The organism is Providencia vermicola, assembly GCF_010748935.1.
Classification (GTDB): domain Bacteria; phylum Pseudomonadota; class Gammaproteobacteria; order Enterobacterales; family Enterobacteriaceae; genus Providencia; species Providencia zhejiangensis.
The window spans coordinates 3,854,607-3,876,589 of the sequence record NZ_CP048796.1; the positions used below are offsets into that span (position 1 = coordinate 3,854,607).

Here is a 21,983-nt window from a genome sequence, read left to right on the forward strand (position 1 = left end):
ATTACATACTACGAAAAGAGAATTTGAGACATAAAAAAAGACGCCTTTTAGCGTCTTATTTTCACTTAAATGGTGCCGAAGGCCGGACTCGCTTTTAATAGGTAATACATTATTTTTAATTGATATAAATTTACAGATAATTTCTTGTATACTTAAATGTATACTCGGTGGTTTGAGGTTTGAGAACTAAATTAATTAGCACCACTCCCTCTCTTACATAAGCTTCTGACATAATACCATTTTTATCCTTCCTGTTGGACATTATTAAAATACTAACACCCTACTCTTATTAATTGTAATCCTTAGTAATTGTTAAAAATAACTTGTCAATGTCTTAACACTGGTCAACAATAACATTTAACTTAAGTTCAGTTACGTTTAGGGACAGGCATGCCGATAGGATATTTTTTACGAGTTGGCGATAAAACAACATGTGGCGGTCAGATTTTAACCGGTGATAATACCTTTATATTTCATGGAAGATCTGCTGCACGTCAGGGCGATCTAGTTACCTGTGGAAAGCATTCTGGGACATACAACATACTTGGTGGCGTTAGCAATGTATGGGGTAATGGTAGAATGATGGCTGGGACACTGGATAGCTTTAGCTCCTGCCCATGCAAAGCAAGACTGATAAACTCCATCACTGATTGCTACAGTAAAGAAGATGAGCCAGCCAAAGCAAGATCTTTCGTTGAAACTGAACAAAAGCAGCTAATAACAACACCTAAGCCGCCATCAACTGTTAATAATGTTTTTAGTAATAATTTAAATATTCCCGTTATCACCAATCCAAACCCAATCAATGATTCACTCATTGAAAATCCTGTCAAAATATATGTAATGATAAACAACGAATGGATAGGCCATGTTGGGTTGGTTATTGGTGAAGGCGAAGGTTCTTTGTTATATGACCCTGCAGGCTCATATACTGGATGTTACAAAAGACAATGTGAAGATGGGGTAACTATACACCGGGGTTCAGGAGAATTTTTTGAATACCCAAATTATGATTGGGATGATTATTTAGCTTACCAGAGAGACGATGGTGAAGATATTGCTATAATTGAATTTGTTATACCTGAACAACAAGCAGAACTCCTACGTAATTTAGTCTTTGAATATGGTGGTGCTGGGATCATGGAATGTGCCAAACGTATTTATACGGTGTTACATGAAAGTGGCGGAATTTTTAGTAAGTTGGAAGAGCCTTTTTGGCTACGTTCGCCTTGGGAACTAAAAAAACAACTATTGGATATTTACTACCCTAGCCGTGGTGGGGTGATATCAGGTGCCTACTAAAATATCCTATATCTCATTATCTTTAGGTATTTTATTTTATTACCTTGAAATGGTTCATGAGTTTTTTTTCAGGCTGTATCCGAAGGCAATGAATACAGTGCCTATATTTCAACATCAAACCTTATTGAGTATCATTTTTGCTATTTACCTTTTATCTATAGCCCCCTTATTCTTTTTATGCATCAAAAGTAAGATAAATAATGGCTATCGTTTTTTATTTTACATAGCTCTACCGTACATATTTTCTGTAATTACTTGGTACTTTAATATTTATATTGCCAATCCAAATCAGTACTCCAGTAGTGGTTCAATCACTGGAGTACTTGGCCACATGTTCATGACATCTTATATAATACATGGTGTATTTTTAATTCCTATAGTTGCATATGCAGCTGATTTTTTACTTCGTAAAATGTTGAAGTAAACTGTTTTTATTAAATATAGAGCGATTAAATGATCATTAATTTAAAAAATTACATTCTTTTTTTTGTCATTCTTTTTCCTGCTTATTTAAACGCAGCCGCAGCTAATAAGCATCCAATGGATATTTATGCTTCAAATTTAAAAAAATCCATTCAAAGTCGGTTTTATGATGTAGACCTTTATAAGGGAAAAGAGTGCGAAATTAAAATTACTCTCAATGACGATGGAAAATTAATTTCAGCTATCCCTAATGAGAAAAATAGTAACAATGATCAAAATCTATGCATTAGAGGTATGGAACTAATTGAAAAAACACAATTTTCACCCACTCCAGAAGACGACTTAACATCGGATAAAAATGTGTTTAGTATTATCCTTCGTCCATAATAATCATAATGTTAATGCGATGCTAACTTAGCAGTTAACATCGGGTCATATAAACCAATTATTACTTACTTTTCGCCACCGAAACCTTAGCCAACCTTGGATTATTGGCCTGAAAGATCGATATCAGTGACTCAACTTTACGCCCGTTCTGATCTTTCACCACTCTAACGACTTCAAATTCAGCAACATCTTCACAAGGAATTTCCAATCTTGCAAACGTAGCACGAGGGGCGCTAGAATCGCCAAAAGGCTCCACTTCCAGTACCGTATCCCCTAATACTTTTTCTTGTCCATCTTTCATTCGCAGCGTTGGTTCAAAAGCACCAAACTCTGCGTGGTCGAGAACCATATGGTTACCGCCATTATCGAGGGTAAATGAATAACCACAGCAGCCTTGGTTAATAAAATTTGAGCTCGTATGTGTGGTGTTCGCATAACGCTGTTGTTCTTCAGCCAAACTAAATGCACTAACTGCCAATAGTCCTATCGCATATACACTTTTTATCTTATTCATTACCCTGTCACTGACTCACATAATTCATATGTTCATCATTTTTATAAAGTGATGAATTCTTATTTTTAACAGCATCCATTCTAGATATTAAATAAAACCAACCAAAGGTATCAATCATGTCTAGAAACACCCACAACGAGCATTACATTCAGAAGATAAACCACACTATTCGTAAATCACTCTTAACATGTAATCGTATTACAGCTATCCGCGTTGACTTGCGATTCCCATCAGAAGATATATTTTATTTTAGCGACTCCAGAGTTATCACACGATTCTTCGAATCCTTAAAAGCAAAAATAGATGCTGACCTAAAACGTAAAAATAAAGCATGGAAACGTAACCATTCATGCCCCTTGTTTTATGTATGGGTCAGAGAGTTTGGTGAGATAAACAACAAAAAACATTACCATGTAATTTTGCTATTAAATAAAGATGTCTATTGGGGTCTTGGCGACTTTATTAAAACCGAAGGGACGCTCTATGTATTCATACAGCAGGCATGGTGTAACGCCATAGGTGTTAACCACCCTGACGAGCGTTATTTAGTTCATATCCCAGACAATGCAGTTACTTGGCTAGATAACAATAATGCCAACAATGAAAGTACGATATTCGAATTAAACCAACGCTGTCGTTACTTAACCAAAGAACATACAAAATATTATGGTGATGGTGAGCGTTCTTTTGGATGCAGCCGTTAATCTACTAATAAAAAACATGAGGGGGATATCTTTTGGAAGAGAGATATCCCTAAACATTTATCGATATCCCTTCTGCCTTTTAACTTTAAAGACAGGAGTTCAATAATGAGCACTCAAGCGATTCCCTTATTAGATGACCAATGCGTTGATATGAAATTTATAACCCGTTTAACCGGACTAACAGATAAATGGTTTTATAAATTGATCCAAGATGGGGAGTTTCCTAAACCAATAAAACTAGGACGTAGCTCTCGCTGGTTAAAGAGTGAAGTTGAAGATTGGTTACAAGCACGTATTGCCGAATCCAGAGCATAACCACCACACTACTACCCTCTCTGCTCTAACTACTCCACCATTTAAACCACTTCGGAAATGCCACTATGAAAAAATATCATGCCAAACATGAGACATTGCTACGCCGTTATCAATACAGGCTAAATGGCTTTACTAAATTCACTATCAATCGCTGCATCTAACACCCCTATATCAAGAATAGTCCAGCAGATGCTAGCAGATATACGCTTTCCTGGCATCGACAGCACACCCGCTCTATGCCTGTACCGTTCAATCCACGGTAGAACGTTCCCTGAGCCGATATCTGCTCAAGCTAACATCGCATCAGCTTAGTTGTTGGTGACCGTCTACTGCATTACCATCTAATGCTGGAGGGCACTCTACTTAGTGAGTGCATGTGGTATGCTAGTATGATTTGATGCTGGGTTTTCCGTTAGACGATTGGCTGAATACCCTGAATATGAACCGTATTGTGGTGAAACTCTGTCATAACGACAGTGTAATATACAAGACTACTCATCACCTAGGTGTCAATACTTAAGGTTAGAAAAGACCCGCTAGCATTAGCTAGTTGAAAATAAATAAATTATAGTCTACACGCTGACCAAGCTCAAAAACGTAGCTTTCAGGGTATCCTTGTCGTTAGTATAGATGACTTTAATGGCTTCCCAGACTCTATAAACAGCGTCTATTTTCAGCCCCATATAACAGCTATGTATCCTCTATCTGGTGCAAAATAGCCTAAGATACGTGCTATCGAAGGACGTCAAAGCATTAACTGCAGCCTTCTGGGATATAACATATCCGCAGATTATTAAAAGCTGGCGTTCACACTAGAAAAATCCAGCCAAGACTATTTCACATAATGAACTATGGACATTGGCTATCTACCGACCAGGAAGTGTACTAACCCTGATATAAATGGAGTTGCGCACAAGGAACTAAGTCTTAAGTATTCACACTACAATATTTATCTTTCTATACTCTGTTTTTAACTTAACTATTTGATGATAAAGTAGCTCAATAAAATATTAAATTAATTTATAAATATGTTTTTTAATTATTAAAAAATGAATTACGGATTAAATTAAATGAAGAAAGATAAAAATAAATGGTATGAAAACAGAGTGTTACGTTCTGTTGACAATCTAAAGCTATGGCAAAATAATCCACGGCTTGATCCATCGAATAAATTAATTACCGTTAGGGATTATGTAGAAGAGTTAATATCAGACAAAAATGACGAACAGGATTTTCTTGATTTACTCAGTTCCATATCAGATAGAGGTTTTCTGTCATTTGACCCTATTGTTGTTTGGCAGGATGAAAACAACAACTTTCTAGTGGCTGAAGGGAATCGCCGCGTAATGGCACTAAAATTACTCCGCTCACCAGAAAAAGCACCAATCGCAATTCGTAAAACTGTTATTAAGCTATCAAGAAAAATAGATCGAGATAGTATAGAAAAAATAAGGGTTTGTGTCGCACCATCATTCAACGATGCGCAATGGTACATTCTTCAACGTCATTCGAATGCAAGTCACCAAATAAGATGGCAACGTTTACAACAGCAAAGATTTATCATTAGGTTATATGATAGTCTTGAACAAAATATAGAAGAAACAATTAGGCAAAGTGGTTTCAAACGAGCAGCTATTATTGAAGCATTACGCTATGTTAAAATTCGTGATATAGCAACAAAACCAGAGGTGACAGTATATTTAACTGAAGAGGAGAAAACATTAATACTTAGTCATCGCCTAAGTATGACAATATTAGAACGATGGTTTGGAAATAGCCAAGTGAGAGAGGCATGGCATATAAATTTTTCAGAAGATGGAGTTTCAATTAATGCGGAGCCCCAAAGTTTTTACCTGGCATATGCAGAATTTTTGAAATTAATGCTTAATAAAAATAATAAGCTCGGATACGCTGTCAATACTAGAAGTATTGATTCTCATTTTCAAGAGATCTTTGATTCTTTGCCAAAAGTATTTTCTTTACATGACAAAACCGCCCCTAAAACTATAGCCCCCCCCAAGCCAACAGCTGATAATATACCTGAAGGCGAAAATGAAAAAAGAAATCCCAAGGGAGATGAAGATAGAAAACCCTTCCTTAAGGGAAATCCCAAAAGGCGTCAACTAACTGATAAATATCATGATATTCATGTTAAAAATTATAAATTAAAAGCATTATTTGAGGAACTTCAAAAATTACCAGTAAATTCATATCCAAATGTTTCAGCTGCAGCAATACGAATTTTTCTTGAATTAGCAGTAGATGAATATGTGACTAGTAATGAGCTTCAACATGATCTGGCCAAACGAGAGAAAAAAAGCTATAATGATGTCAAGCTATTGCAAAAATTGAGTATTTTAAGAGGGGGGTTTATTAATGATCGGGATGCTAACAAGGTGATTGATCAACTTTTACATCATGGTAATGATTATAGTTTAAACACATTGAATGAATATATTCATGGTGTCAAAATACATAAGGTAGAACCTCAATTTCTAAATCGTTTTTGGGATATGTTATCCCCATTATTTAGTATATTAATTAATCTCAGAGATATTTAATGTTCAAATCTCCTTTACGATATCCAGGGGGAAAATCAAAATTAACCCCCTATGTACTAGATATAATAAAATTAAACAACCTTGAGGGAGGAGCTTATGTCGAACCCTTTGCTGGAGGTTGTGCTATTGCATGGTATCTATTATTGAACAATCATGTCGATAAAATTTATATTAATGATTTAGATAAATCGATTTATTCATTCTGGCATAGTGTTTTATATCGCACAGATGAACTTTGTCAGTTAATTGATTCAACTTTAATTACAATTGACGAATGGCATAAGCAACGAAAAATATATAGGGAAGGAGCTAGTGATCTTCTTGAACTTGGATTTTCAACTTTATTTCTGAACAGAACTAACCATTCTGGGATTATTAAAGGCGGAGTAATAGGTGGTTTAGAACAAAAAGGTAATTATAAATTAGATTGTCGTTTTAATAAAAACAGAATCATTGACCAAATAAAATCCATTTCAATGTACGAAAAAAATATACGGCTAACTAATTTAGATGCAATTCAATTTATAGATAATAATATTTCAGAGATTGAAGGTAAGGCTTTTATAAATATAGATCCACCTTATTATGTTAAAGGTAAGGGCTTATACCAAAATTACTTTGAACATGAAGACCACTATAGATTATTTGAAAGTGTAAAACGTATAAAACATCCTTGGATTGTGACGTATGACGATACCCCTGAAATATGCTCTATCTATTCTGAGTATTTACCAAAATCTTTTGGGTTAAGTTATACTGCTCAAAAAAAATACATTGGTTCTGAGGTGATTATTCACTCTCCGAGCTTGATTAAATCAAAATTTCAGCCTGGTATTACCTTTAATCAAATTAAAACTAAACTATAGTTATTAGTAATTATTTTATCACTACCTTTTAATGATAGGTAGTGATATATAATATTTATCAGAATGAATGATTTATTATTGGCAACCCTCTCCTCTTATTAATTTCATTTATTTTTGATATGAAATCATTTCGAAAAACATCAGAATCAATTGTTTTAACATAGTGTGTTATGTATTTTTTAAATTCAGATAAATTTCCTTCAGCCCATTTTTTACATAATGAAATACTTACAATTTTTTCATCTTTTATTTCACTTGGACTTAACGTCTTAAACCCTGACATCTTAAATTCATTAATAAACCTCTCTTTTTCTTTATTAAATTTAATGAAAAAAGGATCATCTCCAGGTAGTTCCAAAATAAAAACAATGATTCTCCTCTCTATCGCCAGATTATCTTTATCGGGTAAAACAATATATGTGTTTTTATCTTTTATTTTCCCTATTTTATTTTTCACATCCGCATCAAAAATAACAAATGATTCATTCAATAAAACTGAAAAATTAGAACATAGTTTTGATAATAATATAAAGCTAGTACCTTTATTTATTGAATCATTATTTAAATTACATTCGAAATTAACAAGAGAGATAATATCTTTATTTTTTATTAGGCATTTCACCAAATGAATTGCAACTTTATCTTCACATAGCACATTTATCTTTCTTAACTTATTCAAATCCTCAGGCTCTTCAAATGTTAGTTCTTTATATGCTATATCGTAACTTGGATTTTTAATTATATTGAAATTGTTATTTTCAACATTTGCCTTGCTTATGAAATTTAATATAACCTTGTTATTTTTTATATTTTCATTATGATTTATAATTATTTTTTGAATTAAATGCAAAGAGTGAGTTGTTATTATTAGCTGTACTTTATATTTCTTAGACCATTTTAATAGATAATTAAAAAGATTCCACTGCGCTATTGGATGTAAACCACTCTCAAATTCATCAATACAAAAAATGCCATTTCCACATTTATTATCATCTATGAACGAACGCTGAAAACCTAATAATCTATTGAATATGGCGCCTAAATTATCCTCACCAGAAGAGATAGCCTCATAATCATATCTAGCTTCATCACCGCATGGCGCAAATGTTGTTTTGTTATTTACTTCATAAACAGCAGTAAAATCATTATAATCCATACTTGATAAAATTGTTTCATAAAAGTCACGTTGCTGTCGCTTCTCTTTTTCCGTCAAATGACTAACTTTATCATTAGGTTCAGCAGCTGTATCTACTATTGGCAATAATCTTTTCAGATTAAGAAATGATGTGTTGTAAGTAAAGTTTCCATCGCCACTTTCATGCCCCGAAATAACAATCCTGTGTCTTTCTGAACCATCTTTAGCTAACCTTACTGTAACTGTTTCCTTTAAAAACACATCTGCACCAACATCAAAATAAAGATTGTATTTATCTGGGCCAATATCATATTTTGTAGATAATTTAAATATTTCATTAATTGGAGTTTTTAGTTGTTTTCCAAATGCATCCTTTGATTCTGTGGCAAATGGATGTGCAATCAACCCCATTATTGTCGTTTTCATTGTCCCGTTACGACCAATAAGAACTGTAATATTCTCACCTAGATCAATTACTTTATCATTTAGACTTCTAAATTTTTTTATATATATTGACTTTATTGATTTCAATGGTATTTTTTTATTATCTAAAAATCCTAGTTCTTTTTTTGACCTTGCATTTTTAAATTTATCATCCATAGTTTTATTAGTCATATTTATTCTTCATTTAATCAAATCGTTATTTTACATTATAATATAAAAACCATTGTTTTCCATCTATAACAAGGTGAAAAATATATTCCAGCTTATAAGTCAATCACATGAAAAATAAAAAACCACCAGATTTAAAATTAAGAAACAAAAAACCATTTATTTATTAAACTAGATATTTTTAATCTAAAATATTTTTTTATTTTTACAGCCAGTTTCCCCATTCCTGATTTTGGAGAACTGTTGTTTTCTAAGTATTACCAGTCTACAGTTCAATTGGTCTTTATATACCGAGCCACACCAACAAAATGTGTCATCCCCTCTGAGCCGCTGGGATAGCATAATCCAATACCACCGAGTCTCCATTTCTAGCATCCAATCAGAGGCTTAAAGCCCAATGACAGTCACTACAGCACATATTTCAACCTCCGGAACCATCGATTAAGTATATATTATCATTGCTTACCTTCACTCGACAGTGGGATGGCGTGGTATTCCGCTCACACAGTTCATCTATATGATCTGCAATTTAATTATCCCTCACTATCGGCATACGGAACCAATGGCCTTCTCGTAGGATAATATGCACATCAATACTGATGATTTTACGGCAGAATATATCCGCTATCAGATACAACTAAAACTAGCACCACTAAAGGATCGAATCACTCACCAGATAGATAGGTTTCCTGTAATACCGGCTAAGCAGCCGCCAGCCAGCACTGTTCTTGTTCTTGTTCCTGTTCCTGTTCCTATTCCTGTTCCTGATTCTGATTCTGATTCTGATTAAACCTATTATAATAGCGTAGCTTCAGACAGACTTAGGTTTGTAAAACTTCGGAAATATCAATGTGGTAATTCGACAATAATTTAGCCTATATCACCGCTTTTCTTTAAGATATAACATATTTAATGAGTTAGAACAGTGTAACTAATAATTCTCCTTCAATTAATCCATATAATCTGAATATCGCTGCATGATTTCTTTACATCCAGATACTGAACATAATTATACTTACCACCGATTACCTAGCGGAAGCATTGTCCTATAACCCTTCCATGTCTCAATAACTCAATTTTGCAAAACTAAACGGAGAAATTTCTTTCTTCCTATTCGAATCCAGATAATCAGCCCACCATTGCACCATCAGTCGCCTTTCCTCAATATGCTCTGCCTTATGAATATAAGCAGCCCTTACTGAGTTGCGCTCTTGATGGCTCATTTGCCTTTCTACTGCATCCTTCGACCATAGCCCTGACTCAATCAACGAGCTACATGCCATCGTTCTAAAACCATGTCCACATACTTCTGTCTTCGTATCATAGCCCATCACACGTAATGCGTTGTTTACTGTGTTTTCACTCATCGGCTTTCTAGGGTTGTGGTCGCCGATAAAAATCAGCTCATGGTTACCGCTGAATTGATAGATCTGTTTTAAGATCTCAATAGCTTGTCGGCTTAATGGGACTAAATGAGGGGTACGCATTTTTGATCCGCGATGAGAGTGTTTAACCCCTTCTATCGCTTCACGTTCAGCAGGGATCGTCCACATGGCATTATCAAAATCAATTTCATCCCAACGGGCAAAGCGCAGTTCACTGGAACGAATGAAGACTAACAAGGTAAGTTTGACTGCAAGTTTAGTTAAAGGTCTTCCCTTATAATCATCGATACGTTGTAAGAACTCGGGTAGACGTTTAAGCTCTAAAGCGGCTCTGTGGACTCGTTTACCAGTGGCAACTGCTCCAGCCATATCTTGTGCTGGGTTATAGTCGATTAAACCGCTTTGTACAGCATAACGCATAATGGCTGTTACACGTTGTTGTAAACGCGCCGCCACCTCAAGACGTCCAGACATCTCTACGGCTTTAATCGGTTCTAGGAGATCGCGAGTTTTCAGTTCGGCAATATTACGTTTACCAATAGCAGCAAAAATATTGTCCTCAAGGCTTTTTAGCACTCGGTGGCTATGCCCTTCAGACCACTTCTTATTGGTTACATACCAATCACGAGCAACCTTATCAAAGGTATTAAACTTCTTTTGTTGCTCTTCCTTTAATTCTTTCTTGTATTCGCGTGGGTCGATATCTAAAGCAACTTGCTTTCTGACTGCATCCCTTTTTTCTCTCGCATCCACTAAAGAGTGGCTCAGAGTATACAGCAAAGGTTATCAAATATTATTTGCTGCCAAAGCGAAAACGCAAATATCTAGAACGATTGAGGTGAATATACTGACATAAACCATCACTGTTTGTTAGCGTATAAGCTTTCTCGTTTGAATTAGTTATGCCAGCCTATCTATTGGTTAATGCCAAATTTTTTATCTTCTTCTCCCCAAAGCAAGCATAAACACTCAATAATTTAGAGCACACCTAAGCAGCAGGCAAAGGTGACGGATAAGCTTAGATAACGAATATGATATGAATAGCTCCCATCAAACTAAAATCATAGATTCTAACGAGAAAATCACAATATTATCATAAGGATAATGACACATTAATCGCCACTCTAAGGGGGATACGACAGCCATGAATTAGAATAGGAATAGGAATAGGAATAGGAATAGGAATAGGAATAGGAATAGGAATAGGAATAGGAATAGGAATAGGAATAGGAATAGGAATAGGAACGCTGTGATAAAGAGAATTTGAGACATAAAAAAAGACGCCTTTTAGCGTCTTATTTTCACTTAAATGGTGCCGAAGGCCGGACTCGAACCGGCACACCCGAAGGCGGTTGATTTTGAATCAACTGCGTCTACCAATTCCGCCACTCCGGCACGAAGTGATGTGTTTCTTGGAAAACGTGGCTATTATACTTGCCTTGTCTCGACTAGCAACATTTATCTTGATTATTCAGTTTGTTCGCTTAAAAAAAAAGCATCTTCAGGGCTACCTTTGCAGATCTGATTAGATTGCATTCTTTCAAACGGAATCTCTATATCCTTTATTGGCTATTTAATGCTTTTTGTTTATTTATCAGCCTATACATATGTTACTTTAGTCAAATATTTGATTTAATTAGTAGCATCCTCAAGCCTGCTGGCGACTTTATATAAATTTTGTTAGCGTATGCACATTATTGAATTATTAAAGGTATTTACACATGGGTTTTCTAGGTTGGATAGCGACGGGGCTCGTCATCGGCATCTTAATCGGTGCTTTGATTAAGGTCTTCTCAAAGAAAAAATAACCTTGGTCTGTTCGACCATTTGCAAAATTACATATCGACTGGCTCCTAAACATGAAGAAATCATTTCTAAAAATTCTGTCAGTGTCCGCATTGTCGCTCGTTTTAGCAGCATGTTCTAGCACGACAGAAAAGCAACCAAAGTTTTTACAGGGCAATAATGATGCCGAGTCTAGCGACTGGAAAGTATTTGAAGGTGATAGAAGAACCTATGAACGTGTCGCTAAAATTGTCGATCTGTATGCGAATCGTATTTTTAACGAAAGTGATGCCCGCGGGATGGCTATCATTGTCATTGATAATAACCAAACATTATCACGCTATTATGGTGAGACCGCTCCAGGTAATGGCAAAAAGCCAGGACCTCACTCGCTCGTTCGTATTGCATCGATTACAAAACTCATGACCAGTGAAATTTTGATTAAGCTTGAGCAAGACAAAAAGTTACTCATCACTGATCCGCTCCAGCAATATAGCTATCACGGGGTTTCTGTTCCTGATAACAATAGTGGGCAACCTATCCGTCTGTATCATCTTGCGAGCCACACCAGTGGGTTACCGAGAGAGCAACCGGGTGGTAAATGGGGAAGGCCTGTCTTTATTTGGCCAACCCAAGACAATCGTTGGACTTGGCTAAAAAATGGTAAGCTTGATGCGACACCAGGCACTGAAGCCTCTTATTCAAACCTTGCCTATGACCTTCTTGCTGATGCAATGGTTAAAGCATCTGGCCAATCCTACCCTAACCTATTTAGCCGTTATGTGACGTCTCCTGCCAAAATGACGGAAACCACCTATACCCCCAATGCCTCGCAGTGTGCAAGGTTGATGGAGGGAACAAAACCCAGCCCATGCCACAATACCTTAGCCGCAGCAGGGAGTGGCGGAGTCTATTCAACGCCCGCCGATATGCAAAAATGGATGCAGCAATTTTTATCGACGGATAAAAACCTAAGAAAAGCCACAGCAGCACGCGAGCAAGGTATTTATTTTCCAAGAGGTAAGCTGCTTGATGTTAAAGGCATGGATGTTGCGGGCCATGCAGATGGACTCGGACTGGGGTGGGTATATATGAAACCACAAAATGGTAGACCCGGTATTTACCAGAAAACAGGCGGTGGCGGTGGTTTTAATAGCTATATGGCGATGATCCCACAACAAAACATCGGTGTTTTTGTGGTGATGACGCGTAAAGATAGCAGTAAATTTAGCAAATTAACGATCGGTGTGAATGAGATGGTCGCTGCATTATCAGCTAACCATGCTTATGGGAGACATTGAAAGCGTACCGCCGACGCAATGAATGCACTGGCGAGTTACACCCCAACCCTAAAACACTATTTTGTTCAGCTTGTGGCTCTTAAATTAGCAATAGGTTGATAAATAAAACTTTGTTCACTGTTACCGAACAGTTTTGCTCGGTAACAGTATTTGAAATACCACAAAAATAGACAAACAAAGTCTCGCTTTTATTCCCTTTTCACGTTGACGATGACAACCGATAAAAGGCTATTACACCAAGTGGTCACCTCCACCACAGTACGAACCTTTTTTGCATCATATTAATAGCTTATTAATGCTCTTCTTAGCGTATAACAACCCATCATTGCTTTTTGCAAGTCTCCCCCACTCCCACAATGCTAATGGCATAAATCATTCAAGAGGGGAATCCTATGCCATCAATTATCATTAAAACACATGATTAAACAGGGTTACTGCAAATACGAGTGAGCACTTTGCCAAAATGACGAATACCAATTGCCATAGCACCGAAGAACGGATGACTCTCCAACGTGCAAGTAATGGCAAATCACTTAACACTTTCTAGAATGGGTCTTTATGACGTGATTCTCGAGAAGCTTATGGAATCCGCTATTGGCAATCCCGCTATTTTCTCTCCCCCAAGAAAATAAAGTACATGCCAAAATAAGTGAGCTAAGTAACGGGTTTATCGCTAACTTAATAAAATACCGCCTCTAAAAAATGGCTTTAAATTGCGACCCCGATCAAGAGCTATATACTTTATTCACCCTCTAGCAATTCCATTTGTTAGTTGAGCTCTGGGGCAACGGTATTTTGAGGCCTTACATAACGCCTGATGAGGGTTTCATCACACCCACCGAGTCACACTAGATGATATTTGTAACGCCGCTAGACATGTCATGAACTTGTATATCCTCTTTATGTGTGGTGAGTAAGAGAATGTTTTTTTAACATAAACGGCCTTCAGGTGTTTTAAGGCTGACAATAAAAATGAGAATTTTTATGGCTCATCTCACTATCCCTGACGTTTTCAAACACTGAGTCGTTTAATACCCATAAATAAGCCACCGTATAACGCTATACGATGGCTTATTAACGTTTTATCGATTTCGAAATGGAGCTACTTACGTTTCACCAGCAGGGCAATACTGATCCCGAGGAATAGGACGCTAGGTAGTAGCGCTGCAATGATCGGTGGCACGGAATAAACCAAACTCCAGTTCCCAAATCCTTGGTTAAGGATATAGAACAAGAAACCACCGACAATCCCAGAAACAACCCGAACGCCCATTGGTACAGTCCGTAATGGGCCAAAAATAAATGAAACTGCCATTAACATCATCACAGCGGCAGATAACGGCGCCAATATTTTCTTCCACATGCTTAATTCATAGACTGCCGCGACTTGCCCACTTTCTTTTAAGTAGGCGATATATTGATAAAGCCCTCGAATAGAAAGTGAATCCGCGCTAAGTGACACTATACCGAGTTTTTCAGGCGTAAGATTCGTTTTCCAATCGTATGTTAAACGCTGAGAACCTGTGATTTTTTTCTCATTATTTAAAATAGATTCATCGACCTGAGACAGTGACCACTGTTGGTTATCCTTGTCATACGTTCCGCTTGAAGCAAACATCACTGAGGTCAGCTTATGTTGTTCATCAAAGCGATAAATGGAGACTTCTTGAATCGATGTCGTATCAGTGACCCGCTGGATATGAATAAAATCACGTCCATCTTTTGCCCACATACCTTCATCGGTAACCACTAATGAGTTACCCACAATCTTTTCGGCACGATAGTTTCGCGCCCATTGGTCGCCCGCTGGAGCAATCCACTCACCAATTAACATTGCCACAATAACCAGTGGAATCGCGGTTTTCATCACTGAGAGCGCGATTTGCAAACGTGTAAAACCCGACGCCTGCATGACGACTAATTCACTGCGTGAAGCTAATGCACCTAATCCTAAGAGTGCACCGAGCAATGCCGCCATCGGGAAAAAAATATCAATATCTTTTGGGATGGTCAGTAACGTGAATACCCCCGCACCTAACGTGGTATATTCACCATCCCCGACTTTACGCAACTGCTCAACGAACTTGATAATCCCAGAAAGGGAAACCAGCATGAACAAGGTCATTAAAATAGAGTTCAGGATGGTTCGACCTATATACCTGTCTAAAACACCAAACATCAAGCAACCCCTCTATTAAATTTGACCCGCAAGCGGCGCATTGGCACGGTATTCCAAATATTTAAGATAATTGCTAAGGCCAGATAACCTAAGTTAACAGCCCACATGGCATATTTCGGGTCAACATCGCCTTTTTCTGCACTATTACGTAATGTACTTTGTAATAGGAAGAAAATCAGATAGAGCAACATGGCAGGTAGCATGCTTAATACTCGACCTTGACGAGGGTTAACTTCACTCAATGGCACAACCATTAATGCCATCACGACGACAGAGAAAACGATCGTCAAACGCCAATGGAATTCGGCATTAGAATCGGGATCGTTCGCCTTCCAGAGTTCAAGCATATTTTTTTGCTCAACTCTATCATTACGGGTATCGCTCGTTTTATGGTCGATAACCGCCTGATAATTTTTAAAATCCGTAATACGGAAGTCACGTAACAATGCGGTTCCTTCATAACGAGTACCTTCGTCAAGCACTACGGTTTGACGCCCGTCCGCATCTTCTTTCATATGACCACTATCCGCCACGACCACCGATGGACGTTGTTCATTAGTTGCGCGCAATTGCGCTAAGAAGACGTTTTTAAAATCGTTACCTTTGACTTCGCCGATATAAAGTACGATGTTACGGTCTTTGGTGGTTTTAAATTGCCCTTCAACCATCGCAGCCAATCCTGGGTTCGCCTTCGCGTCGGCGAGCACCCGTTCTTGATATTGCGAGGACCAAGGCAGCATCCACGTAATATTGCCTATCGCGATCAATGCGGTAAGTGTTGCCAGCACCAGAGCGGCTTTGACCAGAACACTTTTCCCTAATCCGCAAGCATGCATCACCGTGATCTCACTTTCGGTATACAATTTGCTATACGTCATCAATAGCCCAAGAAATAGGCTCAAAGGGAGGATCAATTGTGCCATTTCAGGCACCCCTAATCCCAGTAACGGTAACACTAAGTCTGAAGGAATATTTCCCTGAACAGCAGCCCCGAGTATATCGATGGACTTCTGACTAAAAAAAATCAACATTAGCACAAAAAGGATAGCTAACTGACTTTTCAGGGTCTCCCGTACCAAATATCTAATAATGATCACGCTTATACGCCTGTGAAAACTTGTCTTTTGGGTGGAAAATGGCTAAGTTCGTTCAATATCTACCATTTGTTAACATATACTCTGGCTCATTGTATGGCTAGAATGATATAAAAGCATTCTCTATACTGATTACCCAATCAGAACATGCTTAATATTATTGAAAAACCAGATATCTGCTCAGTTTAACATAAAGAGTTCATTCTCTATGAGGTAGATTATGCGGTAACGCTAATTTTAGCGGGAGCATGGGCCTTTGTCTTTAAGATTCAGGAGAACGCATGGAGTTTAGTGTAAAAAGTGGCAGCCCGGAAAAACAACGTAGCGCATGTATCGTTGTCGGAGTCTTCGAACCACGCCGTCTGTCCCCTATAGCTGAACAGCTGGACAAAATAAGCGACGGATATATCAGCGCCCTGCTGCGCCGCGGGGAACTTGAAGGTAAAGTAGGGCAATCCCTACTACTCCATCATGTGCCAAATATCCTGTCTGAACGTATTCTACTCATTGGCTGCGGTAAAGAGCGTGAGCTAGATGAACGTCAATTCAAACAAATCATTCAGAAAACAATCAGCACCCTGAATGAAACAGGCTCAATGGAAGCGGTTTGTTTCTTAACTGAATTACATGTTAAAGGCCGTAATAATTACTGGAAAGTACGTCAAGCCGTTGAAACGGCTAAAGAATCTCTTTACGTCTTTGATCAGTTAAAGAGTAATAAAACTGAGCATCGCCGTCCACTGCGTAAATTGGTTTTCAATGTACCAACACGTCGTGAATTAACCAGTGGTGAACGTGCTATCTCTCATGGGCTAGCAATTGCATCAGGCGTTAAGGCAGCGAAAGACCTCAGCAATATGCCACCCAATATCTGTAATGCAGCTTATTTAGCCTCCCAAGCTCGTCAGCTGGCAGACATTTCTGAAAATAGGCTCACCACGCGTGTCATCGGTGAAGAGCAAATGAAAGAGTTAGGCATGAATGCCTATCTGGCTGTTGGTCAAGGCTCACAAAATGAGTCACTCATGTCTATCATGGAGTACAAAGGGAATCCGGATCCTGAAGCGAGACCTATTGTCCTCGTCGGTAAGGGTCTCACATTTGACTCTGGCGGTATTTCTATCAAACCTGCCGATAGTATGGATGAGATGAAATATGACATGTGCGGTGCTGCAACTGTTTATGGTGTAATGCGTTTTATCACTGAATTACAGTTACCAATCAATGTCATTGGGGTACTTGCTGGCTGTGAAAACATGCCGGGTGGCCGAGCTTATCGCCCTGGCGATATTCTTACCACGATGTCAGGGCAAACAGTGGAAGTACTGAATACCGATGCTGAAGGGCGTTTAGTACTGTGTGATACGCTGACTTATGTCGAGCGTTTCGAGCCTGATTTGGTTATCGACGTCGCAACACTGACCGGTGCTTGTGTCATCGCATTAGGTAGCCACTATACCGGTTTGATGTCTAACCATAACCCTCTGGCTCACGAGTTGCTCAATGCTTCTGAACAAGCAGGTGACCGTGCATGGCGTTTACCATTAGCCGATGATTATTATGAGCAAATCAGCTCCAATTTTGCTGATTTAGCGAATACTGGTGGTCGACCAGCGGGTGCGATTACCGCAGGTTGCTTCTTGGCTCGCTTTGCCACTAAATATAATTGGGCGCATTTAGACATCGCAGGTACCGCATGGCGTTCAGGTAAAGCGAAAGGGGCAACCGGTCGCCCTGTATCAATGCTGTCACAGTTTTTACTGAACCGCGCTGGCCTAAATGGTGACGAGTAATACTCTATAATGCGTCAAGTGACAGCCAACCATGCTGTCACTTGACGTTTAGGGTCTATACGCTAAATATTTCAAGGGGAACGGGTTGCTAATCAATGCCACCCATAACGTTGCCACTGGAAGTATGATGAGTATATAGCACTATGGTGTGCTATACGTTAAAATAGCACCCAACTTCATTTCAGGGTATTGCCTGTCGCAATACCCTTTTTGCATAAATATTTCTATTCCATAAAGAAAGAGATGAAAAACGCCACCTTTTATTTGCTTGAAAAACCATCACCACAAGTTGAGCTTGAGGCCCATGAATGGCTTGCTTGCGAGCTTGCGGCGCAAATGTGGCGTAATAGTAAACGAGTTTTAATCGCGTGTGAAAGTGCCGAACAAGCCGAAAAATTGGATGAAGCTCTGTGGCAAAGGGATCCTCATCAGTTTGTTCCTCATAATCTTGCAGGTGAAGGCCCCCGTTATGGCGCGCCCATTGAAATTTGCTGGCCAGGAAAACGAGGTAATGCTCAACGCGATGTACTGATCAATCTTCAAACTCAGTTTGCAGACTTTGCCACCGCATTCCATGAAGTGATAGACTTTGTGCCTATTGATGAAACTTTAAAACAGTTGGCGCGTGAACGGTATAAGGTTTACCGTAGCGTCGGCTTCAATTTGACTATGGCGACGCCGCCAACTAACTGAATACGATATAAAAATGGATAAAAAACCAGATAATGCGATTGCTGAGCCTTCGCTAGATAAAACTTATAATCCTGCTGAAATTGAGCAATCACGTTATGCTCATTGGGAAAAAAGCGGCTATTTCAAACCAAATGGTGATACCAGTAAAGACAGTTTCTGTGTCGTTATCCCGCCACCAAACGTGACGGGTAGCCTACATATGGGGCATGCTTTCCAGCAAACTATCATGGATACCATGATCCGTTACCAGCGTATGCAAGGTAAAAATACGCTATGGCAAACGGGCACTGACCATGCTGGTATCGCGACTCAGATGGTTGTTGAGCGTAAAATCGCGGCTGAAGAGAATAAAACTCGTCATGATTATGGCCGTGATGCATTTATCGACAAAATTTGGCAGTGGAAAGCAGAGTCTGGCGGCACAATTTCACAACAGATGCGTCGTTTAGGTGACTCTGTTGATTGGGAACGTGAACGTTTTACTATGGATGAAGGCTTATCGAAAGCCGTTAAAGAAGCGTTCGTTCGTCTCTATAAAGATAACTTGATCTATCGTGGTAAACGCCTAGTTAACTGGGATCCAAAACTGCATACCGCTATTTCTGATCTCGAAGTGGAAAACCGTGAAATAAAAGGTTCCATGTGGCATCTGCGCTATCCACTCGCTGACGGCGTAAAAACAGCTGAAGGGAAAGATTACCTCGTTGTTGCTACAACACGTCCGGAAACGATGCTTGGGGATACAGGGGTTGCTGTTAACCCAGAAGATCCACGTTATAAGGATTTAATCGGTAAAGAAATTATTCTTCCGATAGTTAACCGCCGTATTCCAATCGTTGGTGATGAACATGCCGATATGGAAAAAGGCACGGGGTGCGTAAAAATCACGCCAGCTCATGATTTCAATGACTATGAAGTGGGCAAACGTCATCAATTGATCATGATTAACATGATGGATTTAGATGGTAACGTGCGCCACGAAGCTGAAGTTTTCGATACTCATGGCAATCCTTCCACTGCGTATAGTAGCGAACTTCCTGAAGCATACCGTGGCATGGAACGTTTTGCGGCCCGTAAAGCCCTTGTCGCGGAATTTGAACAGCTCGGTTTACTGGTTGAAGTTAAGCCTCACGACTTGACGGTACCTTATGGTGACCGTGGTGGTGTCGTTATCGAACCCATGCTAACTGACCAATGGTATGTTCGCACTAAACCTCTCGCTGAAAATGCGATCAAAGCCGTTGAAGATGGTCGCATTCAATTCGTACCACGCCAATATGAAAACATGTACTACTCTTGGATGCGTGATATCCAAGACTGGTGTATTTCTCGCCAACTCTGGTGGGGACATCGTATTCCTGCATGGTATGACGATAAAGGCAATGTTTACGTTGGTCGTGATGAAGATGAAGTTCGTCGTGAAAACAACCTTGGTACAGACGTTGCCTTACGTCAAGACGACGACGTTCTCGATACTTGGTTCTCTTCTGGTCTGTGGACTTTCTCAACATTAGGCTGGCCTGAAAATACTGAAGCTTTAAAAACGTTCCACCCAACAGATGTGTTGGTAAGTGGTTTCGATATTATCTTCTTCTGGATTGCCCGCATGATCATGTTGACCATGCATTTCATCAAAGACGAAAACGGCGTCCCTCAAGTACCGTTCAAAACGGTTTATATGACAGGCCTCATCCGCGATGAAGAAGGACAAAAAATGTCTAAATCCAAAGGGAACGTTATCGACCCATTGGATATGATCGACGGTATTTCGCTCGAAGACCTATTGGAAAAACGTACTGGCAACATGATGCAGCCACAGCTGGCTGAAAAAATTGCTAAGCGTACGCGTAAAGAGTATCCAAACGGTATCGAGGCACATGGTACAGATGCATTACGTTTCACCTTAGCGGCTCTTGCTTCTACGGGACGCGATATCAACTGGGATATGAAACGTCTGTCTGGCTATCGTAACTTCTGTAATAAATTGTGGAATGCGAGCCGTTTCGTACTCATGAACACAGAAAACCAAGACTGTGGTCAGAATGGCGGTGAAATGAGCTTCTCTCTGGCAGATCGCTGGATCATGGCTCAATTCAACCAAACAATTAAAGCATATCGTGAAGCGCTAGATACGCATCGTTATGATATCGCGGCAGGTATTCTGTACGACTTCACTTGGAACGAATTCTGTGACTGGTATTTAGAGCTTTCTAAACCAGCGGTTCATAAAGGCAACGAAGCACAGGCCCGTGCAGCACGCTTCACATTAATTGAAGTACTGGAAGCATTACTGCGTCTAGCTCATCCAATTATTCCATTTATCACGGAAACCATCTGGCAACGTGTAAAAGTGGTAAAAGGCATTGATGCTGATACCATCATGCTACAACCCTTCCCAGAATTTAATGCCGAGAAGGTCGATGAGCTGGCATTAAGTGACTTGGAGTGGATCAAAGAAGCTATCATTGCGGTACGTAATATTCGTGCAGAAATGAATATCTCGCCGGGTAAACCTCTGGATGTCTTATTGCGTAGTGCATCGCAGGATGCCAAACGTCGCGTTGCTGAAAATGAAAATTTTATTAAGTCCATGGCTCGCCTCGCCAGTATCACCGTCTTGGCTGATAGTGAAGAAGCCCCCGTTTCTGTAACTAAGCTAGTGAGTGGTACCGAACTGTTGATCCCTATGGCTGGCTTAATCGACAAAGATGCTGAGCTAGCCCGTTTGGACAAAGAGCTAGAGAAAGTCATCAAAGAAATTGACTCAATTGAAAGCAAACTGGCAAATGAAGGTTTTGTTAGCCGTGCGCCAGCAGCTGTCGTTGAAAAAGAACGTGAGCGTTTAGCCGCGAATATTGAAGCGAAAGGTAAGTTAGAAGCACAGAAAGTGACTATCGCATCACTGTAATTTTTCCTTGTGCAACCTAGCCTAAG

Annotated in this window: 15 protein-coding genes, 1 tRNA gene and 1 pseudogene; 11 read left to right on the top strand and 6 right to left on the bottom strand. The window is 39.1% G+C overall.

Annotation, left to right across the window (positions count from 1 at the left end):
* Positions 1-390: 390 nt before the first annotated feature.
* Positions 391-1,302 carry a PAAR domain-containing protein gene (locus tag G3341_RS20910; RefSeq protein ID WP_163863143.1) on the top strand — a complete coding sequence of 304 codons (912 nt, stop codon included), beginning with the start codon at positions 391-393 and terminating at the stop codon, positions 1,300-1,302.
* A 453-nt stretch (positions 1,303-1,755) separates the two neighbouring features.
* Positions 1,756-2,112 (top strand): cell envelope integrity TolA C-terminal domain-containing protein, encoded by a 357-nt coding sequence (locus G3341_RS17430; RefSeq protein ID WP_163863145.1) that lies wholly within the window; start codon positions 1,756-1,758, stop codon positions 2,110-2,112.
* Between the two features lie 61 nt (positions 2,113-2,173).
* Here G3341_RS17430 and G3341_RS17435 read toward each other — a convergent pair whose 3' ends face one another.
* Positions 2,174-2,626: an IrmA family protein gene (locus G3341_RS17435; protein ID WP_163863147.1), complete on the bottom strand. Its 453-nt coding sequence runs from the start codon at positions 2,624-2,626 to the stop codon at positions 2,174-2,176.
* A gap of 116 nt (positions 2,627-2,742) precedes the next feature.
* On the opposite strand from G3341_RS17435, the gene G3341_RS17440 reads away from it, so the two are divergent.
* The 4 genes from G3341_RS17440 to G3341_RS17455 all read left to right on the top strand — a co-directional run bounded on the left by G3341_RS17440 (position 2,743) and on the right by G3341_RS17455 (position 7,072).
* Entirely contained in the window at positions 2,743-3,330 is a 588-nt protein-coding gene (locus G3341_RS17440) for an inovirus Gp2 family protein (RefSeq protein WP_163863149.1), read from the top strand.
* Positions 3,331-3,435: 105 nt separating this feature from the next.
* Positions 3,436-3,645, top strand: coding sequence for a helix-turn-helix transcriptional regulator (locus tag G3341_RS17445; RefSeq protein ID WP_163863151.1), 210 nt, complete (start codon positions 3,436-3,438; stop codon positions 3,643-3,645).
* 1,070 nt (positions 3,646-4,715) lie between these two features.
* Entirely contained in the window at positions 4,716-6,206 is a 1,491-nt protein-coding gene (locus G3341_RS17450; protein WP_163863153.1) for a ParB/Srx family N-terminal domain-containing protein, read from the top strand.
* A complete protein-coding gene (locus G3341_RS17455) occupies positions 6,206-7,072 on the top strand; it encodes a DNA adenine methylase (RefSeq protein ID WP_163863155.1) in 867 nt (288 codons plus the stop codon). Before G3341_RS17450 ends, G3341_RS17455 begins: the two co-directional genes overlap by 1 nt.
* A gap of 58 nt (positions 7,073-7,130) precedes the next feature.
* Here G3341_RS17455 and G3341_RS17460 read toward each other — a convergent pair whose 3' ends face one another.
* On the bottom strand, positions 7,131-8,822 hold the full coding sequence (locus tag G3341_RS17460) for an AAA family ATPase (RefSeq protein WP_163863157.1): 1,692 nt from the start codon (positions 8,820-8,822) through the stop codon (positions 7,131-7,133).
* Between the two features lie 580 nt (positions 8,823-9,402).
* Here G3341_RS17460 and G3341_RS17465 point away from each other — a divergent pair.
* Positions 9,403-9,609: a hypothetical protein gene (locus tag G3341_RS17465; RefSeq protein ID WP_163863159.1), complete on the top strand. Its 207-nt coding sequence runs from the start codon at positions 9,403-9,405 to the stop codon at positions 9,607-9,609.
* A 274-nt stretch (positions 9,610-9,883) separates the two neighbouring features.
* Here the strand turns inward: G3341_RS17465 and G3341_RS17470 are convergent.
* Positions 9,884-11,108 (bottom strand): annotated as a pseudogene (locus G3341_RS17470) (tyrosine-type recombinase/integrase).
* 406 nt (positions 11,109-11,514) lie between these two features.
* A tRNA-Leu gene (locus G3341_RS17475) sits at positions 11,515-11,599 on the bottom strand.
* Between the two features lie 464 nt (positions 11,600-12,063).
* Here G3341_RS17475 and ampH point away from each other — a divergent pair.
* Positions 12,064-13,290 (top strand): D-alanyl-D-alanine-carboxypeptidase/endopeptidase AmpH, encoded by a 1,227-nt coding sequence (gene ampH / locus G3341_RS17480; RefSeq protein WP_154624861.1) that lies wholly within the window; start codon positions 12,064-12,066, stop codon positions 13,288-13,290.
* Between the two features lie 1,102 nt (positions 13,291-14,392).
* Here the strand turns inward: ampH and lptG are convergent.
* Both lptG and lptF read right to left on the bottom strand, forming a co-directional pair.
* Positions 14,393-15,469, bottom strand: a complete 1,077-nt coding sequence (lptG, locus tag G3341_RS17485; RefSeq protein ID WP_163863161.1) for an LPS export ABC transporter permease LptG — start codon at positions 15,467-15,469, stop codon at positions 14,393-14,395.
* Positions 15,469-16,566: an LPS export ABC transporter permease LptF gene (gene lptF, locus G3341_RS17490; RefSeq protein ID WP_163863162.1), complete on the bottom strand. Its 1,098-nt coding sequence runs from the start codon at positions 16,564-16,566 to the stop codon at positions 15,469-15,471. The genes lptG and lptF overlap by 1 nt, the downstream gene beginning before the upstream one ends.
* 278 nt (positions 16,567-16,844) lie before the next feature.
* Between lptF and pepA the strand changes: the two genes are divergently transcribed.
* The 3 genes from pepA (at position 16,845) to G3341_RS17505 (ending at position 21,957) form a co-directional block, all read left to right on the top strand.
* On the top strand, positions 16,845-18,356 hold the full coding sequence (gene pepA / locus G3341_RS17495; protein ID WP_154624859.1) for a leucyl aminopeptidase: 1,512 nt from the start codon (positions 16,845-16,847) through the stop codon (positions 18,354-18,356).
* Positions 18,357-18,599: 243 nt separating this feature from the next.
* Positions 18,600-19,049: a DNA polymerase III subunit chi gene (locus G3341_RS17500; RefSeq protein WP_154624858.1), complete on the top strand. Its 450-nt coding sequence runs from the start codon at positions 18,600-18,602 to the stop codon at positions 19,047-19,049.
* Positions 19,050-19,062: 13 nt separating this feature from the next.
* The gene (locus tag G3341_RS17505) at positions 19,063-21,957 is read left to right on the top strand and encodes a valine--tRNA ligase (RefSeq protein WP_163863168.1); all 2,895 of its coding nucleotides are present in this window, start codon (positions 19,063-19,065) and stop codon (positions 21,955-21,957) included.
* Positions 21,958-21,983 lie beyond the last annotated feature (26 nt).